This window comes from Streptosporangium sp. NPDC001559 (assembly GCF_042893955.1).
In the GTDB taxonomy this organism is placed as follows: Bacteria; Actinomycetota; Actinomycetes; order Streptosporangiales; family Streptosporangiaceae; genus Streptosporangium.
This window is the reverse complement of the sequence record NZ_JBIAVG010000010.1, coordinates 59,032-78,550: the sequence shown is the minus strand read 5'-3', so window position 1 is coordinate 78,550 and position 19,519 is coordinate 59,032. Positions and strand designations below refer to the sequence as shown.

Below are 19,519 nucleotides of genomic sequence, written 5' to 3'. Positions count from 1 at the left end.
TGACTGTTTCCCGTGTGGGACGGGTCACACCGGAGTGGCCGCGGTCCCTGATTGCGTTCGACCGCCCCGGCATCGCCGCGGGCGGCGGTCACGCTGCGTGTGTTCGCGTCATGCGAGGTGGGAGAGCGTAGCAATGTCGATCGACGCGACCGCGGGAACATTCCGGCGGAGCAGGACCGTCCCCGTTCACCGTGCCCTTCCCGGGTTGATGAGGGACCCGGTGAACGCCCTGGCCGAGATGGGCAGACGGGTGAAGGGCGAGGTCGTCCGGCTTGACCTCGGGCTCTTCCGCCCCTATCTGGTCACCCATCCCGACCACGTCCAGCAGGTGCTGAGAGCCGAGTGGACCGGCTACCGCCGCGACGGCATGTTCTGGCGCCCCCTGCGCCGCATGACCGGTGCCAGCGTCCTGGGCGAGGACGAGCCCTGGGAGTCGAGCAGGAAGGTCCTGCAGCCCCTCTTCACCAGACGCTACATCGCCACGCTCGCCGGGGAGATGGCGAAGGTGATCACGGACTGTGTCTCGCGTCTCGACGCGTACGCCACGTCGGGACGGTCCGTCGACATCATGGAGGAGATGTCCAGGATCGTGAACAGGGCCGTGATCCGGGTGCTGTTCGGCGACCGGATCACCCCCGAGGAGGGCGAGCTCCTGGCCCCCGCCTACGACACGGCCGCGACCTCGATCAACTTCCGGCTGCTCATGCCGTTCATGCCCTACTCGGTACGGGTCCCCGGCGACCGGGCCTTCATGAGGGCCGTCAAGACGGTGGACGACGTGGTGTTCCCGGTGATCCGCCAGGCGCGGGCCGAACGCGACGACGGCCACGACGTCATCTCCGCGCTCTGCCGGGTCGGTCAGGAGGACGGCGGCGCGCCGCTCGACGACCAGCAGATCCGCGACAACCTCGTCAGCGTCTACGGCGCGGCCTCGGAGTCGACGGCCATGACCCTGACCTGGCTGTGGCCGCTGCTGGAGGCCCACCCGCACGTCGCGGCCAGACTCCAGGAGGAGATCGACCGGGTCGTCGGCGCCGGCCCCGTGGCGCCGGAGCACCTGCCCGAGCTGCGCTACACCGGCATGGTCCTGCAGGAACTGCTGCGCCTGTACCCGGCGGGCTGGATCTTCCCCAGGATGGCGGCCAGGACCGCCGAGCTGGGCGGGACGCGGATCAAGGCGGGCGCCCAGGTGCTGATCAGCCCCTACGCCACCCACCGGCTCGACGCGTTCTGGGAGCGCCCGCTCGACTTCGACCCGGAGCGCTTCGCGCCCGGCGCGCGGGACGGCGCGCACCGCTACTCCTACTTCCCCTTCGGGGGCGGGCCGCACCAGTGCCTGGGCAAGCACCTGTTCCACGTCGAGGCGCCCCTCATCGTGGCCGCCGTGCTGAGCCGCTTCCGCATCCAGGTCGCGGCGGGGCCGTACACCCCCTTCCCCGCGGCCTCGCTCAGGCCCAGGGAGAGAGTGATGGTGAACCTTCTCCCGCTCAGGCACGCCCCCGGCGTGGCGGCGTGATCCGCGCGGGCGCCGCACCCCGGCCCGAGGCCGTGGAGTGCGGGACGATCTGCGCCGTCGCGGGCCGGGCCCAGCGGGACATGCGCGAGTGGGCCGAGGCCTACCCCGGCCTGTTCTCCGCCAAGCCGTTCGACGCGGCCCTCTACAGCACCCTGTCGCTGGCCATGGCCTTCAGCGGGCCCTGGTTCACCGCCGAGCAGCTGCGCATGGCCAACAAGGTCTGCCTGTGGGCCTTCGGCCTCGACTGGCTCGTCGACTACGTCGCGTCCTCCCCCGAGGAGGTGGAGGACGTCGTACGGCGCTGCCTGGAGGTGGCCGGCGGCGCGGCGCCGGAGGACGGCGACGACCTCACCCTGATGCTCGCCGGAATCCGCGACGAACTGGCCGCCTCACCCGCCCACCCCGTGCTGGGCCCGCTCTGGCGTGCGGAGCTGGGGCGGATGCTGGAGGCGATGCTGCGCGAGGCCCGCTGGAAGGCCGACAAGGTCACCCCCGGGTTCGACGACTACCTCGGCAACGCCGACAACCTTGGCTTCTGCTTCGCCTTCGCCTCCCACTGGCTGTACACTGCGGGCTCCGCCGAGAGCCCCGTCGAAGGCCTCGGCGAGATTCTCGACGAGGTCGCGGAGGCGTCGAGATCGGTGCAGCGGGTGATCCGCCTCATCAACGACCTGGGCACCTACGGGCGCGACGTCGTCTGGGGCGACCTCAACGCCCTGCTGCTCGGACCGGAGCGCGCCGAGGTCGAACGGTGGGTCGCCGAACTGGCCGCGCGCAGCCGCGAGCTGATCGCCCCGCTGCGGGACAGGGCCCCCGAACTCGCGGGCTACCTGGAGCGGCAGATGGACTTCTGCGCGGGCTTCTACCAGGTCACCGACTACTGGGGTGCGCTGTGACCGTCGAGGACCTGCGGCTGCCCAGCGCCGTACGGCGGGGCCGGAACACGACGCCGGAGCCGGGCGCTCCCCGCGAGGAGGGCCGGGTGGCCGCGGCCGCGGCCGAACTGGTCGCGAGCCTGACGGCCGAGCCGTGGGGCCAGGTCTCCGTCTCGGTCTACGAGACGGGACGGCTGGTGAGCCTGGCCCCCTGGCTCACGGGCCACACGGAACGCGTGCGGTTCCTGCTCGCCGCCCAGCGCCCCGACGGCGGCTGGGGCGCCCCCGGCGGCTACGCGCTGGTGCCCACCCTCGCCGCGGTCGAGGCGCTGGCCGCCGAACTGGGGCGTGTCCCCGGCGCCTCGGGGACTCCCTTCGCGGACGAGGCGGCGGTCGGCGGAGCCGTACGGCGTGGCCTGGCCGCGCTGCGCCGCTGGGCCGGTACGGAGACGGGAGCGGGCCGGGGCGGCGATCCGCGCGTCCCCTACGACCTGCGGGAACTGCCGGACATGCCGGCGGTCGAGCTCATCGTGCCCGACCTGCTTGGCCGCCTCAACGGGCACCTGGCGGCGCTGGGGGAGGGGGAGCCGCTCCCGCCTCCCCGGGGTATGAACGGCGGGAAGCTGGCGCTGGTCAGGACCGGGCTGGCCGCGGGCGCCACGGTCCCGCAGAAGATGCTGCACGCGCTGGAGGTCGCCGCGGAGGCGGCGTCGAAGGCCCCGGGAGTCGTCCCGACGCCTCTTCGTGAGGGGCGGGCCGCCGCGATCGGCGCCTCGCCCGCCGCGGGCGCCGCGTGGCTCGGCGGCGCGGGGGAGGACTCGCCCGTGCGCCACTACCTGGAGGCGGTCGTGGACCGTTACGCGGGCCCGGTGCCCTGCGCGGCTCCCGTGACGGTCTTCGAGCGGGGCTGGACGCTGAGCTGGCTGCGGCGCGCGGGCGTCCCGGTGACCGTTCCGGAGGAGCTGACGGCCGGGCTGGCCGCCGCCATCGGCCCCGGCGGCGTCGCCGCGGGCCCGGGGCTGCCTCCGGACGCCGACACCACCTCCGTCGGCCTGTACACGCTGGCGCTGCTGCGCGCGCCCCGGGAGCCCGACGCCCTGTGGGCCTACGAGACCGAGACCCACTTCTGCACCTGGCAGGGGGAGGAGGGGGCGTCGCCGACGGTCAACGCGCACGTGCTGGACGCCTTCGGCGAGTATCTGCGGCTGGCGGGCGGGGGCGGGCGGAACGCGCGTTACGCGGCGGCCACGGGCAAGCTGTCGGCCTGGCTGCGCGGGCGCCAGCTCCCCGACGGCAGCTGGCTGGACCGCTGGCACGTCTCGCCGTACTACGCGACCGCCTGCTGCGCCCTGGCCCTCGGCGAGTACGGCGGCGCGGAGTCGGCCGACGCGGTGCGCGGCGCCTCACGCTGGCTGCTGGACACCCAGCGTGAGGACGGCTCGTGGGGCCGCTGGACGGGAACGGCGGAGGAGACCGCCTACGCCCTGCAGACCCTGCTGCTGACGCGCCCCGACCCGCAGGCCACGACAGGGGCCACAGCAGGGGCCACGGAGACGGCCGTGGAGGCGGAGCGCCGCGCGGCGGCCGTCGAGCGCGGGCACCGCAGGCTGCTGACCATGGTGACCGGGTTCGGGGAACCGCTGGACAGACCCGCCCTCTGGCACGACAAGGACCTTTACTACCCGGCGGCGATCGTCAGGGCGGCCGTCCTGGGTGCCCTTCACCTGGCGCGTCACCACCGCCCATGACCTGCCGTGGCACACCGGTCACGGCGGGCCGGTCCGGCCGGCGCGTCTCTGACAGCGGACGGTGACCGGAATTCAACGCAGAATATTGATCTGCGAAAAGGACAGAAGCCCACATCTGGTCAATGTTGCCTTGAGTGTAATTGGCTATATTGCTAAGGTTCTCCGGGTGCCATGGCCGGATGCCGTCGTCCGGCGTAATGTGGCGTCTATTCATTCACACGTATTTATCGTCGTGAAACGATAATGTGACTTTCTCTCACTTTTGCCGGGATGGGTGCTATGCGCTTGCGCAATGCGCGTTTGCGGACCAAGGTCACGGCACTGTTGGTGTCACTTATCGCGCTGTGGGCCTTCACCGCATGGGTCACCCTACGTGAGGGCTTCAACATGCTGGGCGTGGCCAGGCTCGACGCGAGCGTCGCGGAGCCGAGCGAGAAGCTGCTGGTCGAGCTGCAGAACGAGCGCAGACTCAGCCTGATCTACCTCGGCACCTCGGGCTCCGCCCGCCAGCAGCGCGAGACCCTCAGCGCCCAGCGCAGGCGCACCGAGGACGCGGTGGCCAACTTCAGGACCCTCGCCCAGGGCGGCGACGTCCAGTGGCTCGGCGACGCCGCCCTCAACCGGCGCATCACGGAGACCGTCCAGAGACTCGACGGCCTGCGGCAGGGCCGCAAGGCCATCGACGCGGGCACCATCGACCGGCTCAAGGCGGCCGACGTCTTCACCGACGTCGTCGACTCCCTCTACCGGATCTACGACTCCATGGCGACGCTCGACGACGCCGCCATCGCCAAGGACACCCGGACGGTCATCGAGCTGAGCAGGGCCAGGGACCTTCTGGCCCTGGAGGACGCCGTCGCGGCGGGAGGCCTGACCGCGGGCCGCCTGACCGACGCCGAACGCGCCCTGTTCGCGCAGACCGTCGGCACCCGGCGCTTCCTCTTCCAGGACGCCCTCACCGAGCTGCCCGCCGCGGACCGGGCCATCTGCGACAGCCTGATCGGCAGTGAGCCCTTCACCCGCATGCGCGTCATGGAGGAGCAGCTCATGCGGGGCGGCGCGCCCGCCCCCACCGAGCCCGTCGACGCCCGGCAGTGGGCCGCCTCGACCCAGGTCGTGCTGGCCAAGTTCCAGGACGTGGTGCTGAGCGCGGGAGACGGCGTCGTCCAGCGGGCCACCCCCGTCGCCACCGGCGTGATCGTACGGCTCTCGCTCGCGGGCGGACTCGGCCTGCTGGCCGTCATCGCCTCGATCGTCCTGTCCATCACCACCGCACGGACCCTGGTCCAGCAGCTCGACAAGCTCAGGGTCGCCGCCTGGGACCTGGCCAACGAGCGGCTGCCCTCCGTGGTCGAGCGCATCGGCCACGGCGAGGACGTCGACATCGCGGCGGAGGCGCCGCCGCTGGAGTTCGGCAACGACCAGATCGGCCACGTCGGCCAGGCCTTCAACGCCGTGCAGCGCACCGCCGTCAAGGTCGCGGCCGAACAGGCGCAGCTACGGCGCGACATCGCGGACATCCTGCGTAACCTCGCCCGTCGTACCCAGTCGCTGGTCCACCGGCAGCTGAGTGTCCTGGACATCATGGAACGGCGGGAGGACGACCCGCAGGAACTGCGTGACCTGTTCCGCCTCGACCACCTGGCGACCCGCATGCGGAGATACGCCGAGAACCTCCTGGTGCTGTCCGGGGCCGCCCCTGGACGCGCCTGGCGCGACTCGGTGCCGATGATCGACGTGGTCCGCGGCGCGCTGGCCGAGATCGAGGACTACACCCGGGTCGACGTGCTGCCGCTCGGCGAGGTCGCGCTGGACGGGCGGGCCGTCGGCGACGTCATCCACCTGGTCGCCGAGCTGGTGGAGAACGCCGCCGCCTTCTCCCCGCCCTACACGACGGTGCAGGTCAGCGGATACTCCGTGGCCCACGGGCACGCCCTGGAGATCGAAGACCGGGGTCTGGGCATGAGCCAGGAGGACATCGACGCCGCCAACGAGCGGATCGCGAACCCGCCGGAGCTCAAGCTGTCGGGCAACGCCCGCCTCGGCCTCTACGTGGTCAGCCGCCTGGCCGAACGGCACGAGATCCGGGTGACGTTCAAGGCCTCGCCGTACGGCGGCACGACCGTGGTGGTCCTGCTGCCCCAGGAGCTCATCAAGGAACAGGCGGAGCGGGAGCCGGAACCCGCCGTCGCGGTGCCGCAGCCCCGCATGGTCGGCGCGGGAGGCCTGGGAGGACCGCTGGCCCAGCCGGCCCCGCACGCGGGACCCCGCACGGTGCCTCAAGACGGGCCTCAAGACGGGCCTCAGGGAGGGCCCCAGGCGGCACCTCAGGGGCCGCGGAGCCGGGGCGCCGACCCGCTGACGGGTCACGGCACCGGCCAGACGGACGGCATCGGGCGGCGCGAGACGCGCCCGGTCACGCACCGGAGGATCCCGGGAGGGGTGCAGGAGCCCCAGGTGGGCGAGGGCGGTCCCGGTACGGCGCTGCCCCCCGTCCTGCCTCCCCCCGACACCAGCCACACGCCCGGCGGCCTGCCGCGGCGCGTACCGCAGACACACCTCGCCGCACCGCTGCAGGAGGACGAGCCCGCGCCGCGGGGGCCGGGCACCGAAGATCCGGACGAGCGCTCCCCGGAGATGATCCGCACGGCCATGGCGTCCTTCCAGGACGGCACCCGCCGGGGGCGTTCGGACGCGGCACAGCTGCTCGACAAGGAGGATGACCGCGCCGACGGGGGCGGATCTCGCGGGTGAGAACCGGGACCGTCCCGGATCTCCGCCGCGCCGATCCGGTGCAGACGGGCCGCCAGAGACAGACGATCGAACGCCCACCGGCAGAAAGAGGACTACGAGTGGTGCAGGGAACAGGATCTTCCACCGACCTGGCCTGGTTGCTGGACGATCTCATCGAGCGGGTCGGAGAGGCCGAGCACGGCATCGTCTTCTCCACCGACGGTCTGTTGCTGGCGACCTCGGCGGAGTTCGACCGGTCGGACGCCGAACACCTGGCAGCCGTCGGATCGGCGATCCAGAGCCTTGGCAAGGGCGTCAGCGACCGGGTCAACGGCGGCGCGGTACGTCAGACCATCATCGAGATGCGTTCCGCCTACCTGATCGTGACCGCGGCGGGCCAGGGCGCCTGCCTGGCGGTGCTCTGCACGAACGAGGCCGACGTGGGCCTGGTGGCCTACGAGATGGCCATGCTCGTCGCGCGGGTCGGCCAGTACCTCATCTCGCCCGCCAGAACGGCGGAGCCGCTCAAGGACGACGTACCACGATGAACGACCCCTTCGAGGAACCGCCCGACACGCAGTGGGTGGGCGACGAGGCCGGGGCGATCGTCCGGCCGTACGTCCTGACCCGCGGCAGGACGGAACCGGCCAGCGGCAGATTCGACCTCGTCACGCTGGCGGTGGCCGTCAGGGCCCTGTCGCAGCGGGACACCGGGCTCGATCCGGAGTGCCTGGCCATCGTGCGGCTCTGCCTGCAGCCGCAGTCGGTCGCAGAGATCGCCGCGCACATCAACCTTCCGGCGGGCACGGTCCGTGTCCTGCTGGGCGACCTGCTCGACCAGGGCTACATCGCCCTGCAAGAGCCGCATTCGGAGACCGACATGCAAGACGAGAGGCTGTACAGGGCGGTGCTCGATGGACTCCGTGCGCTCTAGCCGCGACGCGGGCCGGATCAAGCTGCCCAGGGCGATCAAGATCCTGGTCGCGGGAGGCTTCGGCGCGGGGAAGACGACCCTGGTCGGCTCCGTCTCCGAGATAGCGCCGCTGAGCACCGAGGAGACGCTGACCAACAGGGGAGTCGGCATCGACGACCTGTCCGGCGTCGAGAGCAAGCGGACGACCACGGTCGCGATGGACTTCGGCCGCATCACCATCGGCGACGCCTACCGGCTCTACCTCTTCGGCACCCCCGGCCAGGAGCGGTTCTGGTTCCTCTGGGACGAGCTGGCGCTCGGTGCGCTCGGCGCGGTCGTCATCGCCGACACCCGCAGGCTGGCCGACTGCTTCCCCTCCCTCGACTACTTCGAGCGGCGCCAGACGCCCTTCATCGTCGCGGTGAACTGCTTCGACGGCTCCCGCCGCTACGACCTGGAGGAGGTACGGCTCGGCCTCACCCTCCACGAGGACATCCCGATCGTGATGTGCGACGCCAGGCAGCGGGAGTCGGGCAAGGAGGTGCTGATCGCCCTGGTCGAGCACGCGATGCGGACGCGTCTCGGCGCGACGGTCGGAGGGGACCTTCACGGGGGCACGGCCTCCCAGTGAGGACTCCCGCCCGGCGAGCCGTACGGCCAGGTGCGGCACCGGCGGCCCCGGTCGCTAGTGTGGCCTGCGTGGTTCACCGAACGCGGGCCGTCGCGGCCGTACTGACGGTTCTGCTGACCGGCCTGGCGGGTCTGGTCACCGGCTGCGGCGCCGGAGGCGCCGTCTACAACTTCGGCACCGTCGTGCGCGGGGAGGCGGGCAGGACCGTCGAGGTCGGCCTCCCCCTCGGCAGGCGCTTCTCCCTCGCCGTGACCGACGGCGCCGCGGGCTGGCGGCTCGCGGCCCTGCCGGACGCCAGGGTCGCCTCCTTCATCAGCCAGGAGCGGCGGACCGAGGACGGGCGCGCGACCCGCTACTTCGTGTTCAACGCCAAGTATCGCGGCACGGCCACCATCACCCTCCTCGCCTGCGCCGACTGCGCGGACGGCGGGCGGGAACAGGCGACCTTCAAGATCACCGTTACCTGAGCCGGTGGCGGCCCCGCCGCCTTCGATGTCAGGCTTGGGGTCATGAACAACCGTTTGTCCGATGTCGATCTCTCCCAGAAGCTCTCCAAGAAGGAGGCCACGGAGCGGCTCGACGCCGCCCTCGAACGGCTGCTGCGGCTGAGACTCATGCTGGGCGGGCAGATCGGCGAGCGCCGCATCGGCCCGCCGGTGTGCGTGGTGTTCGAAGGCTGGGACGCCTCAGGCAAGGGCGGGGCCATCAAACGCCTCGTGCGTCCCCTCGACCCCCGGCACGTACGGGTCGCCCAGTTCGCCGCGCCGACTTACGACGAGAAACGGCACCACTTCCTGTGGCGGTTCTGGCCGGCGCTGCCCGGCTGGGGCGGGATGACCGTGCTCGACCGCTCCTGGTACGGGCGGGTGCTGGTCGAGCGGGTCGAGGGGTTCGCCACCGAGGAACAGTGGTCGCGGGCCTACGACGAGATCGTGGAGTTCGAGCGGACCCTCGTCGCCGAGGGCATGATCATGGTCAAGTTCTGGATGCACGTCTCGCCGGAGGAGCAGCTACGGCGCTTCGAGGACCGGGCGGGCGACCCGCTGCGGGTCTGGAAACTGACCGACGAGGACTGGCGCAACCGCGACAAACGCCCGCAGTACGAGGCCGCCGTCGAGGAGATGCTCGCCCGCACCGACCAGCCCCAGGCCCCCTGGCACGTCGTCCCCGGCGACGACAAACGCCTGGCCCGCGTCGTGGTGGTGGAAACGGTCTGCGCCGCGATGGAAAAGGGGATGTGCTGATCGCACCGGGTCGTATTGTTCTGCGGCGCCTAGCGGTGCCGCGGGCCTGGGCGCTTTCTGGCCGGTGTCTTCCTCGCCGTTCGTCCGCTGGAAGCGCTGGGCGGGCACCCGGTGCCGAGGGGTTTCTCAACGGTCGCCGACCGGCCCATATCGCCGGCACGCGAAACGTCCGGTGAGCCGCCCCTGCGGCGTGGGCCCGAAAGCCACAGGGGCGGCGGAGAGAGCACCCGGCGCTATCCGGACTCGGCGAGTCGCGCCGCGTGGATGAGCAGTTCCTCGTAGACCTGCGCCCGGTCGTCGTCGACGACCGGGTAGCCGGTGCCGAAGTCGCCGTTCAGCCAGCGGGCACTGATGCCCGGGTTGGCGCTGTTGGTCCCGTCGCGCAAGAAGAGATGGGGGCTGCATCGGACCCTGCCGTGCCGGGCGGCCTGGTACTGGTCCATGATGGCGGCCCTGGCCGAGCCGGTGTCCAGTGCGGCGGCGAGCGCCGTCACGTCCACCGCCCCGGTTTCCCCGGCGACCGCCAGAATGATGTGCCGCATCGAGATGCACCGGCCCTGGGCCCAGAACGCGCGACGCAGGGCGCGGTCCAGTTGTTCGCTGGCATGCCAGCTCTGCGCCTTGGCCGCGTGCACCGCCTCCAGCGCAGGCAGCGTGGTGACCGGGTACGTCCAGTCGGGGCCCTGCCACAGCCGCCAACCGGCCTCAGGCTCGATGGCACCGAGGACGGAGATCTCCGAGTCGACACCAGGGCGGGCATTGACCTCTTCGTTGAACAGTTCGAGAGGGAAGGCACGCAGGTCGAACCAGATGCGGCCGTCAAGGCCGAGCCGCCGCCGGGTCTCGTGCAGGCGATGCACCGCGACGTGCGCGAACGAGCAGTTGAGGTCGGAGAAGACCACGATGGTTTCGGCGGTGGCCGGCAGCCGGGGGTCGTTGGCGATGGTCGATGTCATGGTCTCTCCTCCACCCGCACCAGCCCCCACCAACCTTCGCTGAGGCCCCAGTGCAGGTTGCCGGTACGGTAGACGTAGTCGCCCGGGCGCCCGGCCAGGAAGCGGACGGTGCGGGTCGCGGCCGAGGCGAGCGCCCCGATGGTTGACACGTGGCGGCCAAGGCCGCTTTCGGAGGCATCCCAGACCTGGCCGTGTACGGTGAAGCACTGGTTGCGACTGCGCGAGGCACCGATGGCCAGGTGGACGGCGACCTCGTCGCCGGTACGGCAGCGCAGTATCGGTGTCGGCGGGTGCGCGTCCGACAGCTTCGGGCGCAGCGGGTGCAGGGAGGCGGTGCGGTAGTTGTACGCCTTCTGCCCCGCGTCGTCCGGGCTGTCGGAGAACAGGTCGGTGACCGGCTGCGTCAAGTCGCCGTCGTGATACATCCGCAGGCCGTCCTGGCAGATCAGGACCAGTTCATGAACCGGTGCCGCGCGGGGGCGGCGCACCACGGCCTGTTCTCCGGTCCAGCGCTCACCGCCGGTCGCCGGGTCATGAGGGGTGGAGTCGGACTCCTCGACCACCAGGGCTCCGACCAGTCCGCGGCGCATATGCGTGATCACATCGGCGACATCGCGCAGAAGGGCGACCCCGGGAGTGTCGGCGTACCAGCGGTAGATGTGGGAATCGCCGGGCTTAACGGTACTGTCCGGGTTGTGGCCCACAAAGGCGCCGTCGGCGGCCCGCACGTCGTAACGCAGCAGCGTGGGGTGGAGGGATACCCGGCCGGACACGACGCGCGCACCCGGGTCCTGCTCTCCCATCAACCCGGGGTCGAGAGCACTGGCAGGCGGGGGACCGTCCAGTTCGTTGACCAGCTCGACCTCGACCCATTCGCCCGCACGGCAGCGCAGTACCAGCGGGCCGTGGCCTGCGGGTGCGCCGTCGACGCTGTAGGTCAGCCCGTACGGATCGAAGCGCCGCTCGTTGTAGGCGAGGGTGCGGGGACGGGCACGGACGGTGAAGCGACGGATCGGCCGCCCGATCGGTAGGAGGTCGCGGCCGGGGGCGGCCGCGGGCAGCGCCGGTAGGTCGGGCTGGTGGTCCGGGTGCAGGCGAAGCAGGCCCCAGCACCCCAGCCACAGGTCGTTGCTCGCGCAGAAGGCCCACAGGTGATCGCCCGCTCCGAGGTCACCCTCAAGCCGTAATTCGGCGGTGTTGGAAATGCCCAGGGTCTGCTGGTTGCGCCACACGGTGTCGCGGCGGCCCGGCCACTCGCGCCAGCGCGCCCCGTGGACGGTGAAGCTGTGCTGGAGGTCGTGCGACCCCTGAAGGACATGCAGGCGGACCTCCTCACCCGGGTAGGCCCGCAACAGCGGGGTGCCGGGGTCGCCGTGAACGGCGCTGGAGAACCAGTCCGCGGGATCGCCGTCCCGCCTGGCCAGCGGTTCACAGCGGTAGTTGACCCCGGCCGCGCCCTGGTCGTCCGGACCGCCGGGGAGGGGCGGCGGATTGATCGGGCCGCCGCCGTGCCCCCCGTTCCCCCCGTGCCCACTGTGTTCGCCGGGTCCGCTCTGCCCGCCGTCCGGCGGGTGCCCGGCGCCGGGCATCGTGTGTTCGACCATGGGGACGAAGTCGGCGATCATGAGCACCGCCTCGCGGTGGGAGGTGCCGTCGGGAAGCCGGATGACGGCCTGCGTGCCGCGGCGCAGTTCCCTCGTGTGATCGGCGGGCGACACCCACAGCGCGCCCTCGGGCTCGGCGATCAGCGCCCCGAACAGCCCGTGCCGCTGGCGGCGGTTGGCCAGCAGGTGGTCGTGGAAGAAGACGGTGCCGAAGTCTTCGTCCAGGTACCAGCGGTAGGTCCAGGAGTTGTACTGGGCGAACGCCTCGGCCCCCTGATCGGCCGTGGTGGTTCCGGACAGGTAGTTCCAGCCGATGCCGGAGCCGTCGGAGATCAGTGGGTCGTATTTGACCAGATGGGTGTGGAGCCCCACCTCGGGCTGGAAAGGCAGCGCCGGGTCGAACGGCGTCTCCTGCTGCGGCCCGGCGGGCAGGGCGTTGGTGAGGGTGATCTCCACGATCTCACCCTTGTGCGCCCGGATGACCAGGGGCTCCACCGTGCGTTCGCCCCTGGCCAGGCGGCGCTGGAACTCGGCGAGCCCGCCCGCCTCGTCGATCTCCTCGGCCAGGACGTAGAACAGTCCGCCGTGGTCGTGCCAGGGGACGACGCGCTCGTCCTGGGGGGAACCGTGGTAGTACAGCGTTCCCGACATGGCCACGACGTGGAAGCGGCGCACCGGCGCGCCGGGGGGACCGATCTTTGTGAACGCCTCCCCCGGCTGAGGGTCCCGGCAGAAGGCGGCCTCCTCAAGCGGGGTGGGGGCGCGTCCCATGCCGGGAGGCTGATGCGGGGTACGCGGCGGCCGGGGGTTCTTCTGCGGAAAGGCCGCCGAGCGCGCCAGAAAGCCGGGGAAGCCGGGACGCTCCGGGGTGGGCCGGGACGGGACCGCGCGGTGCGGCAGCGGAAGCAGCCGAGCGATCCGGCTGCCGTCCGGGTAGGTCCCCGTCCCGTCCTGGAGGGTGTCGAAGATACGGAACATGCCCCACATGCCCATGTGGAAGTGGACGTACATGTGGCAGTGCCAGATTGAGTCCCCGGCCGCGTGCTGCGCCGACCCCAGACCGCCGATGAGGTCCAAGGTCATGCCCTCCTGCGGGCTGATGTTGACCGAGTCCACGATCGGCGAAGCGGGGTCCGCGGGATCTGCGCGCCACTGGTGGAGGTGGGTGTGGAAGACGTGGGTGTCGCGCATGCCGCCGTGCAGAAGGCGGATCACGGCGGGGTCACCGGCGTAACCGCGCAGCACGGGTGTGGACGGGTCGCCGAACATCCACGAACTGTGGTGCATCTCCTCGCCGGTCTGGGCGTCCCGCACCGGGTCGAGCAGGCCCTGGTCGAGCATCCGGTGGTACTGGTACATCCGCCATTCCATGGGCTCGATCCGCAGGTTGACCGGCAGCATGGCGTTGTTGGGCGGTGTCAGGTCGGCAAGGCTGTCAGGGCCGGGGCCCGCGGGAGCGAGGGAGGCGGCGCCGGTCGCCGCCGCGACGGGAAGGCCCGGGCGGCCCTGAGCCTGCCCGTGCCCATGCATGGGAGGAGGCACGGCGGGGTTGTCGTTGCTCGGATACTCCATCATGACGATGACGTACTCGCGGAAGCTGCGGTCCGGCAGGTGAACGTCGGCGTACGGCCCGCCGGTCAGCGGATCGCCCGTCTCGGGGTCGGTCCAGGTGGCGCCGGGTGGCTCGACGACAAGGGCGCCGACCAGGCCGTGGCTCTGCGTTCCCTCACCGCGAGGGTCCGCCATGTTGCCGAAGTGGAACACCCCTTCGTGCTCACAGGTCCACTCGAAGGTGCGCCTTCCGCCCGGTGGCACGCTGCTGTCCGGGTTGGCCCCGGCCGCGAGTCCGTCCATCGTGCGGGCGTCGTAACGTACCCCCTGCATGGTGATCCCCACGGCGCACTGCAGCTCGTTGGCCAGCCGTACCCTCAGGCGCTCGCCTTTGCGGGCGCGCAGGACCAGGGGGCGGGCCAGCGGATGCGGTTTCGGAACCCGGTCGGGTTCCCTCAGGTAGTTGGGGAAGGGGACGGGCCAGGAGGCCGCGAGCCGGCGTAGCTCCTCGGCGTCCTCGGCCAACACGTAGAGCGCACCGTTGCGGTCGTGGTCGCCGAAGGCGTTGTAGGCGATCGGGGTGGAGAGCGCGACGACGTCGTAGGTGCGGATACCGGTCGCCGACGATTGCGGTGCCTGGTCGGTCATGGCGGGGACTTCCTTGTCAGGCCGGGGCGGGAAGGTGGGGGGAGCCCGTGCTGTGCGCGAAGCGGGCCACGGTCCGCTCACCGCGGATGACCCGCCCCGACCACTGGTAGCTCTGCGCGAACGTCAGGTCCGCGCCGTCGGGCAGGGAGCGGCCGAAGGTCAGGAGGATGCGGTCTCCCTGACGGATCGGCACCGGCTCGGCGATGGGCAGGTAGCAGTGCTTCCAGCTATCGGAAGCGGTACGGGAGGCGATGTCGTCGCCGGAGATGTCCAGAGCGACCGTGTCCGACAGCGTCGCCACGAAGTAGCCCTTGAAGCCGGTGAGCAGCCCGTCGCACCGTGCGGTGTAGACGAGCGGCACCCGGTAGGAGAGCTGCGGCTCTCCGGCGGGCTCCTGCAGCTCGTGGCGCCGGACGATCCGGGGAGCGGCCAGGTGGCGACTGATCGGGATGACCGCGTCGTAGTAGAGGTCGTAGCGGCTGGGCGTGTTCCTGTCACGCAGGAGTTTCGCGAAGGCCGACGGGCCTGCGGCGTCGTGGGGGCCGTGACCGCTCAACTGGTCGTGCGCCCGCTTGGCGGCGACCGGCACCAGGTAGCTTTCCACGTGCCGCGGCATCATGACGCCGCCGGGGGCGAGGAAACGCCGGTGCGCGTCATGCAGGATCGCGACGATGTTCTCGTTGTCGGCGAGGTTGCCGATGATCTCGGCGATGACGACGTCGACGGGTTCGGGCAGCTCGATGTCGAAGGACAGGCCGTGAAGCGGCAGGAAGCGGTCGCCGCCGAATCCGGCGGCGGTCAGGCGTCCGGTCGCGGTGCGCAGGACGTGCTCGTTGAGGTCGATGCCGTACACGTGACGGGCTCCGGCTTCGAGCGCCCAGCGGGCCAGGATGCCGGTGCCGGTGCCGAGGTCGAGCACGCGGGCTCCGGGGCGCACCGCTTCGGCGATGGCGGCGCGGAAGGCGTTCATCCGCAGCGTGTCGCCGAGCATGAGGTCGTGGAACCCGTTGTCCCACTCCAGGAGCCGTTCGGAGGCGGGCAGCCAGACCCGCTCCGGTTCGTGGTCCGCGGTCGCCGTCATGATGTGCCTTCCTCGGAGTCCGGAGCGGTCCCGCACCGGTGAACCGTCAGGGACCGGTCCGCCGGTCCGCCGACCGGCAGGCCGGTGGTCAGGTCGAACGCGGTGCGGTGCAACGGGCAGGTGATGCGCAGCGTCCGGGAGTTGACATAACCGTGCACCAGGCGTCCTCCGCGGTGCGGGCAGGCTGCGTCGATGACGAACTCCCTGCCCGCGACCCGGACGCGGACCAGGCGGCCCTCATCCAGTTCCGTCAGAACCGGTTCACACCGGCCGTTCACGCCGCCGCCTGCCTCTTGGCCCGCCATACGGCGCTGCCGAAGGCGGAGCCGATCAGGCTCGACAGCAGGAGCGTGCCGATCCAGACCTTCGTCGGGTCCAGGCCGTGAACCGCCTCGTACTCCCGGACGGCCAGCCGCATTTCCTTCATGTGGAAGGCGTCTATGTGCAGATGCTCGGTGTAGTAGCGGCTGTTCTCGATTCCCAGGCGCCGGCACGCCCTGGCCTGGACCGTGAACGCGTCCGGGATGCTCGCCTCCAGGTAGGCCAGCGCCCCGAGGAAGTACTCCATGTGCGGGGCCCGCTGGGTGAGCCAGTAGAAGACGTTGAGAAACGCGAACGTCTCGTCGGCGGTGCAATCGAGGAAGCTGTCCAGGTCCTGCGGCAGGCCCAGCTCCGCCAGCAGGTCAAGGTAGAGCGTGGAGTGGGCCCGCCGCAGGTTGCCGCAGCCGAACTCGTCGATCAGGACGCGCATCACCGCCATCTGCGCCTTGATGGGCAGCCGCGGGATCGCGGGGAAGAAGTTCTGCGCCTCGGTCAGCCCGTCCAAGGCGAATTCACGTACCACCAGGACGAACTCCTCGCGGCTCGCCTCTTCGGCCAGATAGCGTCCGGCGTCGGTGCCCCGGCGCTCTTCGGCCAGCAGGTCGTCCAACGCCTGAACCCACTGCTCCCTGGAGCCGAGCGCGGGGGTCCGCGCGGTCAGTCCGGTGACCAGCGGCAGGATCCAGCCGCTTTCGATCTTCTCGATCGTGGCGAGGGTGTGGGCGCTGGATACCGAGCGGTTGTGGATGAACAGCCGTTTCAGGTCGCTGCCCGTGGTGTCGGTCTGCGTGTTCATGGCGACGCTTCTTTCGTCTCGGCGACCTGGTCGGTCGTCAGAACGGAACGGCGGTACAACTCGGTTTTGAGCATGCGGTACCAGTCGGGCCGGGCCAGGCCGTAGCGTTCGACGGCCTCGCCCAGCCGGGCCTTCCACCCGGCGGTGTCCTCGACCGGGGACGCGGCGGCCATCGCGGCGCACAATTCCGCGCACAGCTCGGGTTCGGCGTTGGCCAGCGCGAGGACATGGCCCTCGACGCCCGTCGGCTCCAGGGCCAGGGACTCCAGTCCTTGCAGGACCGGGACACCGGGGCGGGCCGCGACCAGCCGGCGGGTGAATTCGGCGTCTCCGGCCGAGTCCTTCACGGCGGCCACTCCCGGCAGGGCGCAGACACGCAGCAGCGTGTCCAGCCTCAACCGGTTCCCGGAGACCTGCGACTCGTGGTAGACGACCACCGGCAGCCCGGCTCCGCCGCTCAGAGACGCGTAATGCCGGTACATCTCCTCCTGGGAGAGGCCGGGCCCGTACGGCGTGGTCGCGACGACGGCTTTGGCACCCAGCCGCGCCGCCGTACGGGCTCGTTCCAGGGCGCCCGCCGTCGTCGGGCGCATGACACCGGCCAGTACCGGCAGCCCGCCGGCGTGGCGGACCGTGCCGCCGACCATCGCCAGCCACTGCCGCTCCGAAAGGGCCCAACCCTCACCGGTGCTCAGCGCGGGCAGCAACGCGGTCACGTACGGCCGCAGCGACGCGATCAGGCGGGCGATGTCGTGCTCAGGCACCTCACCGTCGCCGGTGAGCGGCGTCACCAGCGCGGCGATCAACCCTCGGTACATCCGGCACGCTCCCTTCACAACCGGGTGACGGGCACACGCAACATGAGTGAGGCTTGGTAGAGCCGTTCCAGCGGTTCCGGGAAGGACAGCTCGGCGCTGTCCACGGGAGCCAGGACCGGCACCCCTGTCAGGCTGAGCAGCCGGGGGCTCGCCGAGTGCAGCACCCCGCCGCGGTTGACGACCATGCCCAGCAGCAGACGTTCGTGGGCGGGCAGGGAGCCGGTGCTCTTCCCCAGGTCCTCCCGTAGGTCGGCCGGTTCGTAGCCGCGCCGCTCGATGTTCATGTCCGTGTGAAGGTTGTCCATGAACGGGTAGTAGGCGTCCTGGACCTCGCGGGGAAAACGCCACACCAGGTCGTCGCAGCGTCCCACCTGCTCCAGGCTCATCACGACGCGTTCGTTCAGCCGGGCCGCGAAGAAGGACTTGCAGGCGATGCGTGTCGCCTCGTCCGCGCTGTTCATCCCCATGAACAGCGCGGCGTCAACGTACGCCTCCGGTCCGGTGGGTGAGGGGCGGAGGTCAGCGGTCATGGCTGTCGAGCACCTCGCGCGTGCGGGTCATGGCGTCGGCGAACATCTCCGGGGTACGCGCCAGCGCGATCCGGACGTAGGACTCGCCCTTGCTCGGCTGGCTCCAGTAGAAGTAACGGCCGGGCAACACGTACACGCCTTCCGCGACGAGCAGGCGGTGCAGGTCGGTGGCGGTCAGGTGGGGGTGGTCGATGTGGAACCAGGCCACGCTCGACTTCACCACCGGTTCCAGGTAGCGCAGGGCCGAGCCGTGCAGAGTCCCGCGCGCGGCCTCGCGGTTACGGGTGAGCACGTCACGTACCGAGAACAGCTCGTCGCCCGCGGAATCCTCGACGTATTCGGTGAGCATGTTGAGGACGAACGGTGACACGTTCAGCAGCACGCTGGTGTGGATGTTGTAAACGGCTTCCTTGATGTCGTCGCTCGGGGTCAGCAACGCGCACTTGGCGTCCTGGACGGGCCAGGTCTTTCCGGTGTCCTCGATCGCCAGGTACCGCACCCCGGAGTTCTCCAGCAGCTCGTAGACGTCGAAACGCGTCAGCGCCGGATCGAAGAGCGTGAAGGAGGCGAAGCAGAAGTCGATGAGCAGCAGCTTGTCGTGGTCCCTGCAGAACCGTACGACCTCCTCGAAGCCTCGGCGCCCGTGCTTGAGGAGGCTGAAGCCGGTGGGGTTGTTCGGATCGACGAGGAACAGCGCCTCGGTTCTGACCCTGCGCCGCAGCTCCTCGTAGATGCAGTCAGGGTCGTACAGCGCCGACTCGTCTATCGGGTAGAGCGGGACGCCCAGGTTTCCCAGAACGTCGTGAAGGTTGTCGAAACATGGCTCGATCAGTGTGACGGCCATTCGCTGTTGTTTGAGGAACATGCCGGCGACCATTGTTGATATGGAGGCCGCATAAGAGATGAATGTCTTCCCCCTGGCGAGCGCCGTTGGCTGGCGGTGCAGGCGGAAGAACGCTTCGACGAAGCGTTTCTCGTAAGTTTCCTGAAGGCCCTTTTCTGCTTCGTACCACAGTTCTGGGAGCCTGGACACGATCATTTGCTGATTGACTGACTGCCGCTGGTGGGTGTGGGCGTCAGCGAGATTGAAGGTGGTGCGAAGCGCCTGAATCTCGTGCTGCGTCAAGTCTACCGGCGACCCAGCGCCGATGACGGTGCCATGGAAACTCATTTTTTCCTCTGGATTCCTTGCCGATCGGCGTCGATCGGTCATGGATATGGGAACGAGGGGCTGACACCGGACGGGCGCAGCCGGAGGCATGGCGGTTCACCGGGGCGCGCGCTGTGACGGCGCGTCGAACGGCCATGCGGACATGTGGCGTCGGCGAAACGACCATGGACCGGCCCCGGAGGCCGTTCACCGTGCCAAAACACACCGGGAGGCGGGAACGGGCCGGATCGGTGAACCGATGGCGATCGGTTCCGATGCGTCAGGCGGCGGTTCCCTTATCTCCCTGAAACGTTATGCGCTTTCGCTGGAGGTACTCACAGAAGAACAAGCGCATGAGAGGGTGCTGACCAATGTTATTCCCCCGAATCCGGCTCAGGCCGCGC

At 70.4% G+C, this 19,519-nt stretch carries 17 protein-coding genes; 9 read left to right on the top strand and 8 right to left on the bottom strand.

Features of this window, described 5'->3' with window-relative positions; genetic code table 11:
• Positions 1-133: 133 nt before the first annotated feature.
• The 9 genes from ACFYY8_RS22510 (at position 134) to ACFYY8_RS22470 (ending at position 9,660) form a co-directional block, all read left to right on the top strand.
• Positions 134-1,516 carry a cytochrome P450 gene (locus ACFYY8_RS22510; RefSeq protein ID WP_390043836.1) on the top strand — a complete coding sequence of 461 codons (1,383 nt, stop codon included), beginning with the start codon at positions 134-136 and terminating at the stop codon, positions 1,514-1,516.
• Positions 1,513-2,412 carry a terpene synthase family protein gene (locus tag ACFYY8_RS22505; RefSeq protein ID WP_390043834.1) on the top strand — a complete coding sequence of 300 codons (900 nt, stop codon included), beginning with the start codon at positions 1,513-1,515 and terminating at the stop codon, positions 2,410-2,412. The genes ACFYY8_RS22510 and ACFYY8_RS22505 overlap by 4 nt, the downstream gene beginning before the upstream one ends.
• Entirely contained in the window at positions 2,409-4,139 is a 1,731-nt protein-coding gene (locus tag ACFYY8_RS22500) for a prenyltransferase/squalene oxidase repeat-containing protein (RefSeq protein WP_390043832.1), read from the top strand. The genes ACFYY8_RS22505 and ACFYY8_RS22500 overlap by 4 nt, the downstream gene beginning before the upstream one ends.
• A 327-nt stretch (positions 4,140-4,466) precedes the next feature.
• Entirely contained in the window at positions 4,467-6,893 is a 2,427-nt protein-coding gene (locus tag ACFYY8_RS22495) for a nitrate- and nitrite sensing domain-containing protein (RefSeq protein ID WP_390043830.1), read from the top strand.
• A gap of 98 nt (positions 6,894-6,991) precedes the next feature.
• Positions 6,992-7,420: a roadblock/LC7 domain-containing protein gene (locus ACFYY8_RS22490; RefSeq protein ID WP_390043828.1), complete on the top strand. Its 429-nt coding sequence runs from the start codon at positions 6,992-6,994 to the stop codon at positions 7,418-7,420.
• A complete protein-coding gene (locus ACFYY8_RS22485) occupies positions 7,417-7,806 on the top strand; it encodes a DUF742 domain-containing protein (RefSeq protein WP_390043826.1) in 390 nt (129 codons plus the stop codon). The genes ACFYY8_RS22490 and ACFYY8_RS22485 overlap by 4 nt, the downstream gene beginning before the upstream one ends.
• A complete protein-coding gene (locus ACFYY8_RS22480) occupies positions 7,787-8,416 on the top strand; it encodes an ATP/GTP-binding protein (RefSeq protein WP_390043824.1) in 630 nt (209 codons plus the stop codon). The genes ACFYY8_RS22485 and ACFYY8_RS22480 overlap by 20 nt, the downstream gene beginning before the upstream one ends.
• A 68-nt stretch (positions 8,417-8,484) precedes the next feature.
• On the top strand, positions 8,485-8,883 hold the full coding sequence (locus ACFYY8_RS22475; RefSeq protein WP_352012019.1) for a hypothetical protein: 399 nt from the start codon (positions 8,485-8,487) through the stop codon (positions 8,881-8,883).
• Between the two features lie 42 nt (positions 8,884-8,925).
• Positions 8,926-9,660: a polyphosphate kinase 2 family protein gene (locus tag ACFYY8_RS22470; protein ID WP_390043822.1), complete on the top strand. Its 735-nt coding sequence runs from the start codon at positions 8,926-8,928 to the stop codon at positions 9,658-9,660.
• Between the two features lie 233 nt (positions 9,661-9,893).
• On the opposite strand, the gene ACFYY8_RS22465 is transcribed toward ACFYY8_RS22470, so the two are convergent.
• From ACFYY8_RS22465 to ACFYY8_RS22430, 8 genes are read right to left on the bottom strand one after another with little or no spacing between them, the layout of a single operon-like run.
• Positions 9,894-10,616 (bottom strand): DsbA family protein, encoded by a 723-nt coding sequence (locus ACFYY8_RS22465; RefSeq protein WP_390043820.1) that lies wholly within the window; start codon positions 10,614-10,616, stop codon positions 9,894-9,896.
• Positions 10,613-14,419: a multicopper oxidase domain-containing protein gene (locus ACFYY8_RS22460; protein ID WP_390043817.1), complete on the bottom strand. Its 3,807-nt coding sequence runs from the start codon at positions 14,417-14,419 to the stop codon at positions 10,613-10,615. The genes ACFYY8_RS22465 and ACFYY8_RS22460 overlap by 4 nt, the downstream gene beginning before the upstream one ends.
• A gap of 16 nt (positions 14,420-14,435) precedes the next feature.
• On the bottom strand, positions 14,436-15,500 hold the full coding sequence (locus ACFYY8_RS22455) for a methyltransferase domain-containing protein (RefSeq protein WP_390043815.1): 1,065 nt from the start codon (positions 15,498-15,500) through the stop codon (positions 14,436-14,438).
• On the bottom strand, positions 15,497-15,778 hold the full coding sequence (locus ACFYY8_RS22450) for a Rieske (2Fe-2S) protein (protein WP_390043814.1): 282 nt from the start codon (positions 15,776-15,778) through the stop codon (positions 15,497-15,499). The genes ACFYY8_RS22455 and ACFYY8_RS22450 overlap by 4 nt, the downstream gene beginning before the upstream one ends.
• Complete coding sequence (locus ACFYY8_RS22445) at positions 15,775-16,617, bottom strand: iron-containing redox enzyme family protein (RefSeq protein WP_390043812.1); 843 nt, start codon at positions 16,615-16,617, stop codon at positions 15,775-15,777. The genes ACFYY8_RS22450 and ACFYY8_RS22445 overlap by 4 nt, the downstream gene beginning before the upstream one ends.
• Positions 16,614-17,435, bottom strand: a complete 822-nt coding sequence (locus ACFYY8_RS22440) for a dihydrodipicolinate synthase family protein (protein WP_390043810.1) — start codon at positions 17,433-17,435, stop codon at positions 16,614-16,616. Before ACFYY8_RS22440 ends, ACFYY8_RS22445 begins: the two co-directional genes overlap by 4 nt.
• Before the next feature lie 14 nt (positions 17,436-17,449).
• The gene (locus ACFYY8_RS22435) at positions 17,450-17,965 is read right to left on the bottom strand and encodes a DUF6190 family protein (RefSeq protein WP_390043809.1); all 516 of its coding nucleotides are present in this window, start codon (positions 17,963-17,965) and stop codon (positions 17,450-17,452) included.
• On the bottom strand, positions 17,955-18,830 hold the full coding sequence (locus ACFYY8_RS22430; RefSeq protein ID WP_390043807.1) for an aminotransferase class I/II-fold pyridoxal phosphate-dependent enzyme: 876 nt from the start codon (positions 18,828-18,830) through the stop codon (positions 17,955-17,957). Before ACFYY8_RS22430 ends, ACFYY8_RS22435 begins: the two co-directional genes overlap by 11 nt.
• Positions 18,831-19,519: the final 689 nt, after the last annotated feature.

Bases quoted from the DNA above. Each gene is read 5' to 3' on its own strand.
- ACFYY8_RS22510 (WP_390043836.1), top strand. From the start codon at position 134: ATGTCGATCGACGCGACCGCGGGAACATTCCGGCGGAGCAGGACCGTC.
- ACFYY8_RS22485 (WP_390043826.1), top strand. From the start codon at position 7,417: ATGAACGACCCCTTCGAGGAACCGCCCGACACGCAGTGGGTGGGCGAC.
- ACFYY8_RS22480 (WP_390043824.1), top strand. From the start codon at position 7,787: ATGGACTCCGTGCGCTCTAGCCGCGACGCGGGCCGGATCAAGCTGCCC.
- ACFYY8_RS22470 (WP_390043822.1), top strand. From the start codon at position 8,926: ATGAACAACCGTTTGTCCGATGTCGATCTCTCCCAGAAGCTCTCCAAG.
- ACFYY8_RS22465 (WP_390043820.1), bottom strand. From the start codon at position 10,616: ATGACATCGACCATCGCCAACGACCCCCGGCTGCCGGCCACCGCCGAA.
- ACFYY8_RS22460 (WP_390043817.1), bottom strand. From the start codon at position 14,419: ATGACCGACCAGGCACCGCAATCGTCGGCGACCGGTATCCGCACCTAC.
- ACFYY8_RS22455 (WP_390043815.1), bottom strand. From the start codon at position 15,500: ATGACGGCGACCGCGGACCACGAACCGGAGCGGGTCTGGCTGCCCGCC.
- ACFYY8_RS22445 (WP_390043812.1), bottom strand. From the start codon at position 16,617: ATGAACACGCAGACCGACACCACGGGCAGCGACCTGAAACGGCTGTTC.
- ACFYY8_RS22440 (WP_390043810.1), bottom strand. From the start codon at position 17,435: ATGTACCGAGGGTTGATCGCCGCGCTGGTGACGCCGCTCACCGGCGAC.
- ACFYY8_RS22435 (WP_390043809.1), bottom strand. From the start codon at position 17,965: ATGACCGCTGACCTCCGCCCCTCACCCACCGGACCGGAGGCGTACGTT.
- ACFYY8_RS22430 (WP_390043807.1), bottom strand. From the start codon at position 18,830: ATGTTCCTCAAACAACAGCGAATGGCCGTCACACTGATCGAGCCATGT.